This is a genomic window from Thermocatellispora tengchongensis (assembly GCF_014202315.1).
Taxonomy (GTDB): Bacteria; Actinomycetota; Actinomycetes; order Streptosporangiales; family Streptosporangiaceae; genus Thermocatellispora; species Thermocatellispora tengchongensis.
In genome coordinates this window covers 244,423-260,472 of sequence record NZ_JACHGN010000011.1, presented here as the reverse complement: position 1 = coordinate 260,472, position 16,050 = coordinate 244,423, and the positions used below count along the sequence as shown (strand labels likewise).

General features: G+C 71.3%; 13 protein-coding genes. 8 read left to right on the top strand and 5 right to left on the bottom strand.

The window, feature by feature from the left end:
- Positions 1-150 precede the first annotated feature (150 nt).
- A complete protein-coding gene (locus tag HNP84_RS26030) occupies positions 151-1,194 on the top strand; it encodes a LacI family DNA-binding transcriptional regulator (protein ID WP_185052523.1) in 1,044 nt (347 codons plus the stop codon).
- 263 nt (positions 1,195-1,457) lie between these two features.
- On the opposite strand, the gene HNP84_RS26025 is transcribed toward HNP84_RS26030, so the two are convergent.
- The 4 genes from HNP84_RS26025 to HNP84_RS26010 form a co-directional block, all read right to left on the bottom strand.
- Entirely contained in the window at positions 1,458-3,584 is a 2,127-nt protein-coding gene (locus HNP84_RS26025) for a xanthine dehydrogenase family protein molybdopterin-binding subunit (RefSeq protein WP_185052522.1), read from the bottom strand.
- On the bottom strand, positions 3,581-4,585 hold the full coding sequence (locus tag HNP84_RS26020; RefSeq protein WP_185052521.1) for an FAD binding domain-containing protein: 1,005 nt from the start codon (positions 4,583-4,585) through the stop codon (positions 3,581-3,583). Before HNP84_RS26020 ends, HNP84_RS26025 begins: the two co-directional genes overlap by 4 nt.
- Complete coding sequence (locus HNP84_RS26015) at positions 4,582-5,139, bottom strand: (2Fe-2S)-binding protein (protein ID WP_185052520.1); 558 nt, start codon at positions 5,137-5,139, stop codon at positions 4,582-4,584. Before HNP84_RS26015 ends, HNP84_RS26020 begins: the two co-directional genes overlap by 4 nt.
- A 146-nt stretch (positions 5,140-5,285) precedes the next feature.
- Positions 5,286-5,759, bottom strand: coding sequence for a hypothetical protein (locus tag HNP84_RS26010; protein ID WP_185052519.1), 474 nt, complete (start codon positions 5,757-5,759; stop codon positions 5,286-5,288).
- Between the two features lie 998 nt (positions 5,760-6,757).
- Between HNP84_RS26010 and HNP84_RS26005 the strand changes: the two genes are divergently transcribed.
- The gene (locus HNP84_RS26005) at positions 6,758-8,779 is read left to right on the top strand and encodes a protein kinase domain-containing protein (protein ID WP_185052518.1); all 2,022 of its coding nucleotides are present in this window, start codon (positions 6,758-6,760) and stop codon (positions 8,777-8,779) included.
- Positions 8,779-10,704 (top strand): serine/threonine-protein kinase, encoded by a 1,926-nt coding sequence (locus HNP84_RS26000; protein ID WP_185052517.1) that lies wholly within the window; start codon positions 8,779-8,781, stop codon positions 10,702-10,704. The genes HNP84_RS26005 and HNP84_RS26000 overlap by 1 nt, the downstream gene beginning before the upstream one ends.
- An 83-nt stretch (positions 10,705-10,787) precedes the next feature.
- On the opposite strand, the gene HNP84_RS25995 is transcribed toward HNP84_RS26000, so the two are convergent.
- Positions 10,788-11,549 (bottom strand): hypothetical protein, encoded by a 762-nt coding sequence (locus tag HNP84_RS25995; protein WP_185052516.1) that lies wholly within the window; start codon positions 11,547-11,549, stop codon positions 10,788-10,790.
- A gap of 432 nt (positions 11,550-11,981) precedes the next feature.
- On the opposite strand from HNP84_RS25995, the gene HNP84_RS25990 reads away from it, so the two are divergent.
- From HNP84_RS25990 to kdpA, 5 genes are all read left to right on the top strand, one after another.
- Complete coding sequence (locus tag HNP84_RS25990; protein ID WP_185052515.1) at positions 11,982-12,509, top strand: toxin-antitoxin system HicB family antitoxin; 528 nt, start codon at positions 11,982-11,984, stop codon at positions 12,507-12,509.
- Positions 12,509-13,447 carry a DUF4097 family beta strand repeat-containing protein gene (locus HNP84_RS25985; RefSeq protein WP_246518617.1) on the top strand — a complete coding sequence of 313 codons (939 nt, stop codon included), beginning with the start codon at positions 12,509-12,511 and terminating at the stop codon, positions 13,445-13,447. Before HNP84_RS25990 ends, HNP84_RS25985 begins: the two co-directional genes overlap by 1 nt.
- A gap of 96 nt (positions 13,448-13,543) precedes the next feature.
- On the top strand, positions 13,544-14,047 hold the full coding sequence (locus tag HNP84_RS25980) for a DUF1707 SHOCT-like domain-containing protein (protein ID WP_185052514.1): 504 nt from the start codon (positions 13,544-13,546) through the stop codon (positions 14,045-14,047).
- 251 nt (positions 14,048-14,298) lie between these two features.
- A complete protein-coding gene (gene kdpF / locus HNP84_RS25970; RefSeq protein WP_185052513.1) occupies positions 14,299-14,388 on the top strand; it encodes a K(+)-transporting ATPase subunit F in 90 nt (29 codons plus the stop codon).
- Complete coding sequence (gene kdpA / locus HNP84_RS25965; protein ID WP_185052512.1) at positions 14,388-16,049, top strand: potassium-transporting ATPase subunit KdpA; 1,662 nt, start codon at positions 14,388-14,390, stop codon at positions 16,047-16,049. The genes kdpF and kdpA overlap by 1 nt, the downstream gene beginning before the upstream one ends.
- The last annotated feature ends 1 nt before the right edge of the window (position 16,050 follow it).

The window sequence follows — 16,050 nt, the reverse complement described above, 5'->3', positions numbered from 1 at the left end:
CGACGGAAGGAGGAGCTAAAGTTTCTGTCGCTATGCCGATCGTTAACTCGGGACGATAGGCCGGATGCCCGGAGAGCGTCAATGAAGTTTTCGTAAGTCTGCCGAAACTATCGATCGGCCGGGTGTGACGGTGGAAGTTACACTGCGACCATGAGCGCGACGACGGAGCCGACCGATTCCCCAGCGAAACCGCAGCCGCTCACGATCGCGCAGATCGCCGAACTGGCAGGGGTGTCCACGGCCACGGTCTCCAAGGTCGTCAACGGCAGGACGACGGTCGCGCCCGAGACCCGCACCCTCGTGGAAAGCCTGATCAACCGGCACGGCTACCGGCGGCAGAAGAAGCGCCCGGGTGCCGCGCCCCTCATCGACCTGGTCTTCCACGAACTCGAGGGCGAGTACGCCATGGAGATCATCAAGGGCGTCGAACGCGTCGCACAGGAGCACCGCCTGGCCGTGGTGCTGTCCGAACTCCAGGGACGTCACACACCCGGCCGGGGATGGATCGAGGACGTGCTGAGCCGGCGTCCCACGGGTGTCATCGCCGTCTTCTCCGGTCCCACCGACAGCCAGCGCGCGCAACTGTTCACCCGGGACATCCCCTTGGTCCTGGTCGACCCGACCGGAGATCCGGGGCACCAGGTGCCGTCCGTCGGTGCGGGCAACTGGTCCGGTGGCCTTTCGGCCACTCGCCATCTGCTCGACCTCGGGCACCGGCGCATCGCGATCATCACCGGTCCCGCCCATGCCCTGTCGGGCCGGGCTCGCCTCGACGGCTACCGGGCCGCCCTGGACGCCGCCGGCGTGCCGATCGACCCGGCTCTGATCGCCGAGGGCGACTTCAACATCGCCGACGGCATGGCACACGCCCGCCGTCTTCTCGCCCTGCCCGAGCCCCCGACGGCGATCTTCGCCTCCAACGACGCCCAGGCCGTGGGCGTCTACCAGGCCGCCGGCCAGGCCGGGGTGCGCATCCCGCACGACCTGAGCGTGGTCGGTTTCGACGACCTGCCCATGGCCGAGCGCCTCTTCCCCCCGCTCACCACGGTCCGCCAGCCGCTGACCGACATGGCCGCCGCCGCCACGAGGATGCTCGTCGAGCTCGCCCGAGGCGAGGGCCCCCTTCCGCAGGACCGGCTGGAACTGGCCACCAAACTGGTCGTTCGCGGCAGCACGACCCGGCCGGCCCGCTGAGCCGGCCGCCGGCCGGGACCAGTTGCCCGCACCGGCGTACGGCGCCCCGGCATCCGGCCGGCGCCGTACGGCGCAGCCGAAAGTTTCCGTCCAATCACCGAAAGAGTCAGGGGCGGCGCCGAGCGGGCATCCTGTCGTCCCGAGGAGGCGGTCTTGACGATTTTGGAAAGTTTCGCCGCCTCCTCAAGACGTCCCTGCCGGTGCTGATTCGCATGTCGATCGACCGGCCCGCCCGCCGTGCGGCGTCCGGGAACGGCCGCGGCTCAGGCGACGCCGACGGCCTGCGGGCGGTCCTGGGCCGCCACGGACTCGACGACGCGGCCGAGGCTGATCGGCAACGTCCGGTGGCGGGTGCCGGTGGCGTGCCACACCGCGTTGGCGATCGCCGCGGCGACGCCGGCGTTGCCGATCTCACCGAGGCCGTTGAACCCGGACGGATCCTGGGGCTCGTAGTCGGCCACGAAGTCGGCCTCGATGCCGGGCACGTCGGCATGGGCGGAGATGTGGTAGCCGGCGAAGTCGGCGGTGACGAGGCGGCCCGTGACCGGGTCGCGGACCCCCTCCTCGTGCAGCGCCATCGACAGGCCGCCGATCATGCCGCCGATCAACTGGCTGCGGGCCAGCAGCGGATTGATCACGCGACCCACGGCGAACATGCCGAGCAACCGGCGTACGCGCACCTCTCCGGTCGCCACATCGACCGTGACCTCGGCGAACACGGCACTGTAGGTGTAGCGGTCCTCGTCCGGCCGCCAGTTGATCAGTGGTGTGGTGTCGACCGACGCGGTGACCGGCGTGGTGGCGCCGGCGAGCTTCTCGCGCAGGGCCTTCGCGGTCTCGACGATGGCGAACGCGCATGACGTCGTGCCGCGGGATCCGCCGGCCCCCGCGGCCATGCCGAGGTCGCTGTCGCCGATGTGCATGCGGATCCGCTCGACGCCGACGCCGAGGGCGTCCGCGGCCACCGCGATCAGCGCGGTACGCGCTCCGGTGCCGATGTCGGTCGCGCCGATCCTGACGGAGAAGGTCCCGTCGGTCTCCGCGGTGATCGTCGCAGAGGAGGGGAAGACCCCGGCGATGAACGCGACGGCGGCCACGCCGGTGCCGACGAGCAGGTCGCCCTCCCTGCGGACCCGGGGGCGGGGGTCGCGCTGTGCCCAGCCGAACCGGCGCGCGCCCTCCTGAAGGCACGCGACCAGGCGGCGGCTGCTGAACGGGCGGCCGGACACCGGGCCGACCTCGGGCTGGTTGAGCAGCCGCAGTCTCAGCGGGTCGATCCCCAGCCGCTCGGCCACCTCGTCAACGGCGGACTCGAAGGCGAACGAACCGGGTGTCGCGCCCGGGCCTCGCATGGAGCACGGGGGCAGGAGGTCGAGGGGCACCGCGGTCAGCTCCGTGCGGATCGCCGGTGCCGCGTACAGCGTACGGGCCTGCTCGGTGCACCACTCGATGTACTCCGCCAGAGGCGACAGCGCGAACGCCGCGTGGTGGTGGACGGCCCGGAACCGCCCGTCGGCGTCGGCGCCGATCCGGACGCGCTGCTCGGTCGGCGGCCGGGACCCGGTCGCGAGGAAGACCTGCCTGCGGGTGAGGGCGACGCGTACCGGCCGTCCGAAATGCTCGGCGGCCATCGCGGCGAGGATGAGCTGCGGCCCGCAGACGGTCTTGCCGCCGAACCCGCCGCCGACGTGCTCGGCGCGGATGTGCGCCCGCTCCGGGTCGATGAGGAAGAGCGAGGCCATCACCTGGGAGATCCCGAACGGCCCCTGGTCGGAGTCGAGGGCGTGGAGATGGCCGTCCTGCCACCACGCGGTCGCGACATGCGGCTCCATGGCGCTGTGGTTCTCTTCCGGCGTGTGGTACACCTCGTCCACCACCAGCGCGGACGCCGCGAGCTCGGCCTCCAGGTCACCGGTGTCGGCCTCCGGGCCGAACAGGGTGGACGCGGGGCGCGCGGCCGGGTGGGCCAGGGAGAACTCGATGTCGTGGGGCTCGGCGTCGTAGGTCACCCGCACCGTGGCCGCCGCCGCACGTGCCTGCTCGGGCGTCTCCGCCACCACGAGCGCGATGGGACGGCCCGCGTAGGCGACGACCTCGTCCTGCAGCAGCGGGAGGCTGCGGTCGGGGCCGAAGTACTGGCCGGCGTCGGGGTTGAGACGCCGCGCGTTGCGATGGTCGAGCACGCCCAGTACTCCCGGCTGGGCGAGAGCCTCGCCGGCGTCGATGTCCCGGATCCGGCCGCGGGACACCGTCGCCGTGACCACCCAGCCGTGAGCGAGGCCGGCCACCGGCACGTCCGCGGTGTAGCGGGCGGCGCCGGTGACCTTGAGGCGGCCCTCGATCCGCGGCCGTGACTCGCCTACGGCGGCCGTGATGCCGTCGGGGTTCATCCGTTGCTCTCCTCTCCGGTGTCTGCGGCGAGTTCGGTCACGACCGCCTCGATCAGGTTGCGGGCAAGGGTCACCTTGTACGCGTTGTCGCGCAGCGGCTCGGCGGCGGCCAGCTCCACGTCGGCGGCCGCGCTGATCCGCTCGGCCGTGAGCGGGCCGCCGCGGAGCGCGGACTCGGCCAGTCGCGCCCGCCACGGCCGTGACGCCACGCCGCCGAGTGCCAGCCGCACGTCCTGGACGACGCCGTCCCGGACGTCGAGCGCCGCCGCCACGGACACCGTGGCGAACGCGTACGAGGCGCGCTCGCGAACCTTGCGGTAGCGCGACCTCCCGGCGGCCTTGACCGCCGGTACCGTCACCGCCGTGATCAGGGCTCCGTCCGGCAGGGCGGTCTCCCGGTCCGGGCGGTCGCCCACGGGGAGGTAGAACTCCGACAGGGGGATCGCCCCGGGGCCGTCCAGCGCCTCATACCGCACCACCGCGTCGAAGGCGATCAGCGGCACGGCCATGTCCGAGGGGTGGGTGGCCACGCAGTGCCGCGTCCACCCGAGGATCGCGTGGTTGTGGTGCGCCCCGTCGATCGCGGGGCATCCGCTGCCGGGAACCCGCCTGTTGCACGGCTCCGACGTGTCGGTGAAGTAGGCGCAGCGGGTGCGCTGCAGCAGGTTCCCCCCGACGGTCGCCATGTTGCGCAACTGGCCCGACGCCCCGAGCAGTATCGCCTGGCTCAGCGCCGGGTACCGGCCCCGCACCCGCGGGTCGGCGGCGACGGCGCTGTTGGTGGCCGTCGCGCCGAGCACCAGCCCGCCGTCCGGCGTCTCGCCGATCTCGTCCAGCGTCAGGCTCCGGATGTCCACCAGCCGGGCGGGTGACTCGACCCCGGCCTTCATGAGGTCCACGAGATTGGTGCCGCCCGCGAGGAACCGCGCCCCCTCGTGCCGGGCCACGAGGTGCAGGGCCTCGTCGATCCGGCTCGTGCGCCGGTAGGCGAACTCCCTCATCCGGCCACCGCCTCGCGGGCGGAGGCCTCAAGGATGGCGCGCACGATCGAGGGGTACGCACTGCAGCGGCACAGGTTGCCGCTCATCCGCTCGCGGATCTCCTCCTCGGTCAGCTCCGGCGTCCGCTCCGGCGAGCCGTCGCGGGTGACCGCGCTGGGCCAGCCCGCCGCGTGTTCGGCGAGCATCCCGACCGCGGAGCAGAGCTGCCCCGGGGTGCAGAACCCGCACTGGAACCCGTCGAGGCGGACGAACGCCTCCTGGATCGGGCGCAGCTCGCCGTCGCCGGCCAAGCCCTCGACGGTCGTGACGGCGGCGCCCTCGGCGGCGACGGCGAGGGTGAGGCAGGAGAGCACTCGGCGCCCGCCGAGCAGGACGGTGCACGCGCCGCACTGCCCGTGGTCGCATCCCTTCTTCGTACCGGTCAGCCCCAGGTCGTCTCGCACCGCGTCGAGAAGCGTCCTGCGGTTGTCGACCGCCACCCGGTAATCCACATCGTTGACTCGCAGTGAGATCTCACTTCGCGTTTCAATCTCACCACGCCCATTGTCGGTCATCACGGTCCTCCCACCAAAGCGATCGAAACTTCTTGCTCAGCGAGAATTCAAAAAGCAGCGGCATTGTCACGCGCCGGCCTGCCGAACCCGGGTGGTCCCGGGCGGGACGGGCCGGGCGATAAGTCCGCCGGCGGAGGACTCAAACACTACGCCGGTTCACCGAATTCACCTTGCCCAGAAGTCTCCGACTTCTGCCTGATCCTGCCCCGTTCCCCCGCAGAACCGGTCAGTGCCGCGCGGGACGCAGTCGCAGGGGCAGGTGGTCCAGGCCGTGCAGGGCGTTGTTGAGCATCGGCCGGGGTGCCGCGACGGGTTCGACGGCGGCCACGTGACGCGTCAACGCGCGCAGCGTTGCCGAGGGCGTGCACGGTGGTGTCGATCTCGGCGGACAACATGGACCTCACCAGGATCGCGGCCTCGTCGGCCGAGTGTCCCTCCTCGTCGGCGCGCGCGTAGATCCCGTGCCGTTCGAGCCGCACGACGGGGCCGGCCTCGCGTATCCGCTCGTACGCCGGATACGGATCGGCCAGGAACTCCGGCGAATAGGGATCGAGATCCAGCGCCACAACCACGGAATACTCCCGCCGGAAGGATTGATATTCATCACCGAACGCCGTCAAGGAACCCCGACACCTATCTAAGTCATAAAGGGCTGGTTCTGCGGCAGAATCGAGCAAGCAATTGCCGCTTTCGGGCAAGCCCGGTAGGCCGGCAGGACCGCCTGAGCGCTTTTCCCAGCTCCGATCGGGACGTGATCCCCAGCTTGGGGAAGGTTCCCGGCCACGCGGTGGCGCCTGCGCAGCCGGCGGACGTAGGCCAACCGGGCGCGGGCCAGGGGGCGCCAGGACAGGTCGGCGGCCGGCGCCGCCTGGTAGCGCGCCTCCGCCTGGGCGACGTCCGACAGTACGGCTCGCGCGTGCAGCGACGGCGGGGGAGTGAGCCGCGCGGCCTCCTCCGACCGGGTGACGATGCGGCGCGCGGAGGCCGCCTGGCCGCAGTGCCCCGCCGCTTCGGCGTATCGGCCCGCGCCCACTGCGGCGAGCCCGCATCGCCGTCGTCGAAGGTGCTCCGGATCCACACCACGTGCGCCCGCTGCCGGGGCGACGGGGACAGCCGCTCGCTGTGGGCCGGCAGCCGCCGCCGGCGACCGGAACGTCAGGGGCTGGTCCACATCGCGGCGTTCATCCCCCGAGGCCGGTGAGAGCGCGTCCGAGCCCGCCGGCAAGTTCCCCGGCGGCACCCTGGCCCAGACCCTCAGCACCGGCTCCGGCCCTCTGCCCGGCGGCGGCACGGGCATCGTCACGGTCCTCGTCGAACCGGTGCGCCGCACGCGTCCGGGCATGGTGGAAGGAAGAGGAGCGGGACCGCCGTACTGCCGCCGCGCGAGAGCGCGGGTTTGTGTGCTGCTGCAAGCACCGCCATTGTGTTGGGGCGATGGACGACGGCGACGCGGCGTTCCAGCTAGGCCGCGGCGATGGCCGCCCACGGTCGGAGCCGGGGACAAGAACCTCGAAGGCCACATAACTCCCCGTGACCGTTGAACCCCTGCGATCGACCCGTTGCCCCGCATAATTGCTGACCTACAGGTGGGCTGAGCTCCTTGAGAGGAGAACGGGGAATGCCGGAGATCCGGCCACTGCGGGAGGGGGATCCCGGTGAAGTCGGTTCCTACCGGCTGCTCGGGCGGCTGGGGGAGAGCACCTATCTGGGGCGATCCCCCGGCGGTGAGCGGGTGGTGATCAAGTTGTTACCCGCCGACGCCGACCGTGAGCGGTTCATGCGGGTGATCGAGCCGTTACAGGGGGCCTCGGCGTTCTGCACCGCGCAGATCCTGGGCTCCGGGACTCTGGACGGCCGGCCGTACGTCGTGAGCGAGTTCATCGACGGGCCCACCCTGCGCGCCGCGGCCGAGGCGGGCGAGCGGCTGCGGGACGCGGCGCTGCACCGGTTCGCGGTCGGCACGGCCACCGCGCTGGTCGCCATCCACCAGACCGACGTGGTGCACGGGGACATCGGGCCCGGCAACGTGGTGCTGGGGCCGGACGGGCCACGCGTGATCAACTTCGGGGTGGTGCGGGCGATCCAGGCCACCGGCGCGGCCGCGACCCGCAAGGTCGAGATGCCCGCGTTCACCGCGCCGGAGCGGCTCCAGGGCGGGGAGGCGGAGCCGGCCGCGGACATGTTCTCCTGGGCGGCCACGATCGTGTACGCCGCCTCGGGCCGCTCGCCGTTCGAGGGCGGGTCGATGGCGGGCACGGTGAACCGGATCGTGAACGGCGAGCCCGAGGTGCCGGAGCTGGGCGACCTGCGTGAGCTGGTGCTCACGTGCCTGGCCAAGGACCCGGCGCGGCGGCCCTCGGCGAGCGAGGCGCTGCTGCGGCTGGTGGGCGAGACCGGGTTCCTGACCGAGTCGGTGAACGTGGCCGTGCCGGGTGCGGGGACCGCGCCGCCGGCAGGGGCGGGTGCAGGGCCGGGGGCGGGGCCGGGTGCGCCGCCCCCGCCCTCGGGCCTGCCGTACGACCCGCCGCCCTCGCGGGGCGCGACCGTGCCGGTGCGGCGGGGCGGCATGGTGGCGCTGGCCGTGGCGGTGGCGTTCCTGGCGGGGGCCGTGCTCTCCGGGGGTGCCGTCTACACGCTGACGGGCCGGGAGGGCACGGCCGCCGCCGCTCCCGGCGCGTCCCCGCCGGGCGGGCGGGCGTCGGTGATCACGACCCCGCCGCCGATCACGCCCGGCTTCACCAGCGCGCCCGTCAGCAGCGTCGCCCCCAAGGCGAAGACCGACACCGAACTGCCCGACATCGGCGCCACGTTGTACGAGCACCCCGACGACGGCGTCCGCTTCACCTCCTACCTTCAGTACAAGCACCCCTACCGGGCCTTCGTCCGCGCCCCCTCCGGGGAGTTCGAGCCGGTCGGCTCGATCGAGGAACCGGTGCTCTCGCCCGACGGCACCTGGGTGGCGCTGAACCCGGGGCTGAAGTTCCACAACTCCGACAGGGACCACATCGGCTTCACCAACCTGACCACCGGGGAGAAGTTCACCGTCAACACGGTGAAGAAGCCGAACCAGACCGTGTTCCCGATCTGGTCCCGGGACGGGCGGCGGCTGCTGCTTTCGGCTGTCGATGAGAAGCGGGAGTACGTCCTGGGGTTCGTGCTGGTGGACGTGGCGGCGCGCACGGCCACCGTGGTGCGGACGGAGTGGACCGACGACGGCAGCCTCATCTTCACCTTCACCCCCGACGGCACGGTCGCGCGGGGCTACAGCACCGGCGACAGTCACGGGATCCAGTTCTACGACCTGTCCGGCAAGGTGATCAGGACCATGAACTGGGTGGGCAAGCCGCGCTACCGCGACTGGTACTCCCCCTCGGGCAAGTTGTTCGCCACCATCTGCCCCAAGGTGGTGGACGTCTGCGTCTGGAACGCCACGACCGGCACGCGGGTCGCCACGGTGCCGATCCCGGACGACGTCGGCCTGCTCGGCTGGTTCAACGAGGACCACCTGCTCATCGAGACGCGGAAGAAGGGCGGCAGGGGAGAGATCAAGATCGTGAACTTCGTCGGCGAGGTGAAGCGGGTGCTGGCCGACATCAGCCCGAAGCGGGGCGTGCTGCACTTCGCGCCCGTGGTGCGGTGATGCAGCTCGCGGGCGACCCAGCGGAGGTGGCCTCGTACCGCATCCTGGGCAGGATCGGCGCGGGCGGCCAGGGCGTGGTCTACCTGGGCGAGTCGCCGTCCGGGGAGAAGGTCGCGGTCAAGATGCTGCGGTACGGGGCGGGGCCGGGCACCGAGGACTCGCTCGGCGACTTCAGGCGGGAGATCGAGCTGGCCCGGCGGGTCAAGGCGTTCTGCACCGCGAGCGTGTTGGCGACGGGCGACCTGGACGGCCTGCCGTACATCGTCAGCGAGTACGTGGACGGCCCCTCCCTCTCGGAGGTGATCGCGGAGCGGGGCGTGCTGCGCGGCGCGGAGCTGCGCCGGCTGGCGATCGGCACGCTGACGGCGCTGGCGGCGATCCACCAGGCGGGTGTGGTGCACCGCGACTTCAAGCCGGGCAACGTGCTGCTCAGCCGGGACGGCCCGCGGGTGATCGACTTCGGCATCGCACGCGGGCTGGACGTGAGCGAGCGGACCGGGGGAGACCTGGTGGGCACGCCGCCGTACATGGCGCCGGAGCAGTTCGCGGGCGGCGGCTCGGGCGCGCCGGCGGACATGTTCTCCTGGGCGTCCACGATGGTGGCGGCGGCGACGGGAAGGCCGCCGTTCGGAACGGGCAACCCGGCCGCGGTGATCAACCGAATCCTGACCGGGGAGCCCGACCTGGGCGACCTGGACGGCGACCTGCGCGACCTGGTGGCGCGCTGCCTCGCCAAGGAGCCGGACCGGCGCCCGCCCGCGTCCCGCGCGCTGCTGACGCTGCTCGGCCATCCGGTGCCGCCGGACGCGCTGCTGGCCAGGGGGAAGGAGTCGGCGGCTCCGCCCGAGCCGGACCCGGTCGCCACCGTTCCGGTCGGGGGCGTCCGTGCGCGGCGGCGGGTCGCGCACGGGGCCGCCGCGGTGGCCGTCGCGATGCTGGCGGCCGGCGGCGGGGCGTACCACTTGGCCACGCGCGCGTCCGGCCCGCCGGCGGCCACGCCCCCGCCGGCCACGCACCGCGTCGCGATCTCGGCCGGGCCGATGCCGCTCACGGCGTCGGCCACGGTGACCGTTCCGGAGACCTCGATCAAGGTGCGGGAGAACCCGGCGGATCCGGTGTGGCTCTCCACGGCGTACGACACCGTCGGCGACGGGCCCACGAACCACGCCGCGTACGTCCGCGACCCCAAAACCGGAGAATTCGCATTTTTCGGTAATTATCAGATGCCGGTGGCCTCACCCGGCGGCGCCTTCCTCGCCTCGCTGCCCGGCACCAACCTCGACGCCATCGAGGCCAACACCCTCAGGCTGGTGGACCGGGCCCGCGGCGAGGACGTGCAGCTCCGCGTCGCCGGCAAGCCCGGCGTCGTCACCGACCTGCAGTGGAACGAGGACCAGCGCCTGGTGCTCACCATCTGGGACGACCGGGAGAACGGCCGCACCCTCGGCTTCGTCATCGTCGATGCGGCGACCAAGGCGGTCACGGTCGGCAAGACGCCCGGCGGCGGCGTCTACTCCTGGGCCGGCCCGGACCACGTCATCCACCAGACCGCCGACCACACCGTCCGCGTCCTCGACCTGGCCGGCAGGGAGGTGCGCTCCTTCCGTAACGTGGGCGAGCTGCACCCTGTCGGCGTGGCGCCCGTCGCCGGATACGGCGAGGTGTTCAGCACCGCCTGCCCGCCACCCGACACCGGCGTCTGCCTCTGGGACGCCGTGACCGGCGCCCGCGAGGCGGTGGTGCCGATCGCCGCCGGGGCCCGGTTCGACGGCTGGCTCGACGAGCGGCACTATCTCGCGGTGGTCACCGCGGGCAGGAAGTCCAAGGTGGTCATGGTGGATCTCGCCGGCAAGGCCGTGCGCACGCTCGCCGAGGGCCCGGCCGGGGAACTGGAGCGGATCGCGCTCTGGTTCACCCGGAGATGAGGCGCGGGCGCAGACCGTCGCCACTGCTCACGTGGTGACCTTGACGATGAGCGCGGCGTGGTCCTCCGGCTCGTGTCCGGGGCTCACCCGGCGGCATACAGCTTGGCGATGCGCGCACCGAGGTCGGCACCGTAGTTCTCGTGGTAGACCTGGGCGGAGCAGTAGACCGGGCCGCCCTGGCGGGCCAGGGTGGGCGTCCAGACGGCGGCGTTCTCCATACCGGGGTCGCTCATCGCCAGACCGGTGAGCGCGATGTCGTCCACGCCGACGTCGATGAAGTAGTCGCTCACGCCCTTGCGCTCGTACAGGCGCCATCGCAGCGTCGCGCTCGTCGCCCCGCTCAGCTCGGCCGTCAGATCGACCGTCGCCCTCACCCAGGTGTCCGCCGCGTCGGCGGCGACGTCCCGCTCCCAGACCACCTTGCCGTCGAGCAGGAGCTGCTTGATGTGGTACCCGGCCGGATGCTCCGGCCCGCGGCCGTCACGGTGCCAGAAGCTCACCACCCGCTTGGCCGCCCCTGAGGTCAGGACGGTCTTGCGCGTCGCGCCACACGACATGCCGGCCTTGGTGGTCGTCTGCTTCTGGACGACGAAGCTCAGCCGCCCATCGCCCGTGCGGGCCAGATTGTCGGCCGCGGGGCGCGTCCATGCCTGGTCGCGGGGGACGAACGGGAGCTTGTACCGCAGGACCCCGGCGAGTTCACCGCTACGGACGTGCTCGACCCCCTTCTTGGTGACCGCCTCGACGTAGGACAGCGTCGGCTTCTGGGCGGCGTGGCTCAGCGGGTGTGCGTACGGCATCAGGTAGACCTCGGTGCCGGGCAGCCGCTTGGCGAGCTGCTGCACCTGGCGGGACAGGCTCCACGGTCTCCACCGTCCAGCCGACCAGGTTCGGGTGGCTCTTGGCGAGGGTGGCGATCTCGCGGGACCAGGCGACGTAGTCGTGCTTGAACGGCCGGGACACGCAGCAGTTTTCCCGGCTCGGCGAGTACACCAGCACCCAGACGTCGATCCCGGCGGCGGCCGCCGCGGGCAGGAACTCATCCCGCAGGTCGGTCCAGTGCACGTTGTCACCGGCCATGGGATAGACGTAGGTGTTCGCGTTGAGCGCCCTCAGCCCCGCGATGATCGCCTTGGTGTCCACGTGCCTGATCCCGTCGGCGCGCGGCTGGCGATCGCGTGTGATGACGTCGTAGTGCCACATGCTCAGCGTCTAGATGACACCTGATAGTGCTTGATTCGATTGCCGTGACGCCCAGATGATGTCATGATGACGTCATGGACCTTGCGCCGTATGTCGATCACCTCCGCCGCGAACTCGCGATCGCCGCCGGGGCGGGCAGCGAGGAGGCTCGGGCCTTGGCCGAACGGCTCGCGGCCACGCTTGAGTCGGCCACGCGGCTCGCGCTGCTGGAGGCTCTGTCGGCCGCCGCGGACGCGATCACGCACGACCTCGCACCGGGCTCGGTAGAGGTGCGGCTGCGCGGGCGCGACCCCGAATTCGTCGTGACACCACCGCCCAAGGCCCCCGCGTACGACGAGGAGGGCGAGGTCCGGCAGGCCGAGAGACCGCCCGCCCCGCCACCTTCGGACTCCGATGAGGGAGGCACGTCCCGGATAACGCTCCGGGTCCCCGAGTACCTCAAACCGCGCATCGAGGAGGCGGCCGCCCGGGAAGGGCTGTCGGTCAACGCCTGGCTGGTCCGCGCCGTCTCCGCCGCACTCGATCCAGGTGATGCCGACCGCCGCTCCGGCCGGCGCCCGGCCCAGCGGACCGGAAGCCACTACAGCGGCTGGGTGCGCTGATGACCACGCCGACCCACGACAAGGTGACCGGGATGACCACCTTCAACACCAGCGAACCCATCGTCGCCGTTCTCGATATGGCGACCGCCACCATCCGGATCAACGCGAGCGACCGCGCCGACACCGTCGTGGAGGTGCGTCCGAGCGACGAGCGCAACGACGCCGACGTGCGGGCCGCCGAGCACACCGAGGTCGAGTACGCCGACGGCAGGCTCCTGGTACGAAGCGGCAAGGAAGACGCCGGCTCGACCTTCGGCTGGGGTCTGTCGCTCGACAAGCTCGTGGAGTCGCCCACGAAATGGGCCCGGACGCTGCTGCTCGGCCCAGGCTCGGTCGAGGTGACGATCAGCCTGCCGGCGGGCTCCCGCATCGACGCCAAGTCGGCGGGGAGCCTCCGCTGCCGAGGCCCGCTCGGAGACGTGTCGTTCACCACCTCCTATGGCGACATCCACGTCGAGCATGCCGGACGGCTGCGGTTGAAGAGCACCTACGGCGACATCTCCGTCACCGGCGCGTCCGGGCACGCCGAGGTGAGCGGGGCCCACGGCAGCATCCACATCGGCGAGATCAACGGCACCGCCGAGCTCAAGACCTCCCACGGCGCCGTCCGCGTCCGCGAGGTGACCGGCGAGTTGCGGCTGAACAGCGCCCACGGCGACATCAGCGTGGACCGCGCCCTGTCCGGCGTCGCCGCCAAGACCGCGTACGGCAGCCTGCACATCAGCGAGGTGACGTCCGGCTCGGTCGTGATGGAGACCACCGGCGGCGGGCTGGATCTCGGCATCCGCGAGGGCACCGCCGCCTGGCTGGACGTGAGCTCCACGTACGGCACCGTGGACGTCTCCCTCGACCCCAGCGACGTCCCCGATCAGAACGACCGAATCGTCGAGGTGCGGGCCCACACCACCTACGGCGACATCAGCGTCCACCGTTCCTGACCACCGAGGAGATCATCCGATGAACGCCTCGCACCCGCCCGTCGCCGAGGGCATGACGATCGCCACCGCGCGGCCGTACAGGAGGGCTGTCAGCCGATGACAACGGTCTCCGACCTGGATCGCGAGCGCGCGGTGGAGCTGGTCCAGCAGGCGTACGCGGACGGCCGGCTCAGCCCGGCCGAACTGGAACTGCGGCTCGAACAGGCGCTCACCGCCACGTCCTCCCACGAACTGGAGCCGGCCGTCGCCGGTCTGCCGGACGAGTGGGTCCGGCTGGAGTCCATCGGCGGGCGGATCACGCGGACGGGCGACTGGAACGTCCCGCGTCGCCTGCGCATCGACTCCGAGTACGGCAAGGTGAAACTCGACCTGTCCCAGGCCCACATCCCGTATGCGCAGGTCGAGATCGAGCTCTGCCTCACGTACGGCGGCGCCACGATCATCCTGCCCGCCGGCGCGAGCGCGGACGCCGACGGGTTGCGCACCGAATGGGGGCGCGTGACCTGCCAGGCGAGCCGCCGAAGCGCGGGCGGGCCACATGTCCGCATCACCGGGAAGATGCCCTACGGCCGCCTGGCCGTCCGCACCGCGCGTAAGTGACGCGACGCCCGCACCGGACGCGGCTCCGTATGAAGGACATCAAGATTCGCCGCATAGGCGTATGAAAGCCGTCAAGATTCGCGAAGAGCACCGATTTCGGCGGTTTGCTGCTGCATGGGCCACCCAGCCGGGTGGCCTGTGGCGTGTCTCCGGAAGCTGAGGTGCTTGAGGATGACCGATGTCATCTTCGTCGCCCTGACGGTCGCGGTGTTCGTGATCCTCGGGCTGGTCGTGAAGGCGGTGGAGCGGCTGTGAGCGCCGTCAACGCCGTCGGTCTGGTGGCGGTCGTCGGCCTGGTGATCTTCATGGTCGCCGCCCTGCTCTTCCCGGAGCGTTTCTGATGAACCCGACCCTCGCGGGAATCCTGTTCATCGGTTCCCTCGTCCTTGTCCTGGCCGTCTGCTACCGGCCGCTGGGCGATTACATGTACCGCGTCTACACCGGCTCGCGTCACAACGCGATCGAGCGCGGCATCTACCGTCTGATCGGCGTGAACGCCGACAGCGAGCAGCGCTGGGGCGTGTACGCGCGCGGCGTGCTGGCCTTCTCCGCGATCTCCATCCTGTTCCTGTACGCCCTGCAGCGGCTGCAGAGCCACCTGCTGCTCAGCCTGGGCATGGAACCGGTCGAGCCGGCACTGGCCTGGAACACCGCGGTCAGCTTCGTCACCAACACCAACTGGCAGGCGTACTCCGGCGAGGCCACCATGGGTCACCTGGTGCAGACCGCCGGCCTGGCGGTGCAGAACTTCGTCTCCGCCGCCGTCGGCATGGCCGTCGCGATCACCCTGGTGCGCGGCTTCGCCCGCGACAAGACCGGTGAGCTCGGCAACTTCTGGGTGGACCTGACCCGAGGCACCGTGCGCATCCTGCTCCCGATCTCGCTGGTCGCGGCCCTGGCGCTCGTGGCCGGCGGCGCGATCCAGACGTTCGCCGATCACTCCACCTGGACCACCCTCACCGGCGGCGAGCAGACCTTCACCCCCGCCGCGGCCGCCTCCCAGGAGGCGATCAAGGACTTGGGCACCAACGGTGGCGGCATCTTCAACGTCAACTCCGCCCACCCGTTCGAGAACCCCACCTCCTGGACCAACTGGATCGAGATCTTCCTGATCCTGCTGATCCCGTTCGCGTTGCCGCGCACCTTCGGCCGGATGGTGGGCGACAACCGGCAGGGATACGCGATCGCCGCGGTGATGGCGAGCGTCTTCGCCATCAGTGTCACGCTCACCAACTGGGCGGAGCTGTCCGCGGGCGGCACGGTTCCCCAGGCGATCGGCGCGGCGATGGAGGGCCGCGAGGTCCGGTTCGGGGTGTCGAACTCGGCCATGTTCGCCTCGGCCACCACGCTCACCTCGACCGGGTCGGTGGACTCCTTCCACGACTCCTACACCGCGCTCGGCGGCGCCATGCTGATCTGGAACATGCTGCTGGGCGAGGTCGCGCCGGGCGGGGTGGGCGCGGGCCTGTACGGCATGCTGATCCTGGCCGTGATCACGGTGTTCGTGGCCGGCCTGATGGTCGGCCGCACCCCCGAGTACCTGGGCAAGAAGATCGGCCCCCGCGAGATCAAGCTCGCCTCGCTGTACTTCCTGGCCACCCCGCTGCTGGTGCTGATCGGCACCGCGGTGGCCATGGCGACCCCGGCCGGCCGGGCGGCGATGCTCAACACCGGCCCGCACGGCTTCTCGGAGATCCTGTACGCCTACGCCTCCGCCTCCAACAACAACGGCTCGGCGTTCGCGGGGGTGAGCGTGAACACCGCCTTCCACAACATCACCCTCGGATTGTGCATGGCCTTCGGCCGGTTCCTGCCGATCGTGCTGGTGCTGGCACTGGCCGGTTCGCTGGCCGCGCAGACGCCGGTGCCCGCGTCCACGGGCACGTTGCCCACCCATCGGCCGCAGTTCGTCGGCATGGTCGTCGGGGTCACGGTCATTCTCGTGGCCTTGACGTTCCTCCCCGCACTGGCGCTCGGGCCGCTCGCAGAAGGACTTCACTAGC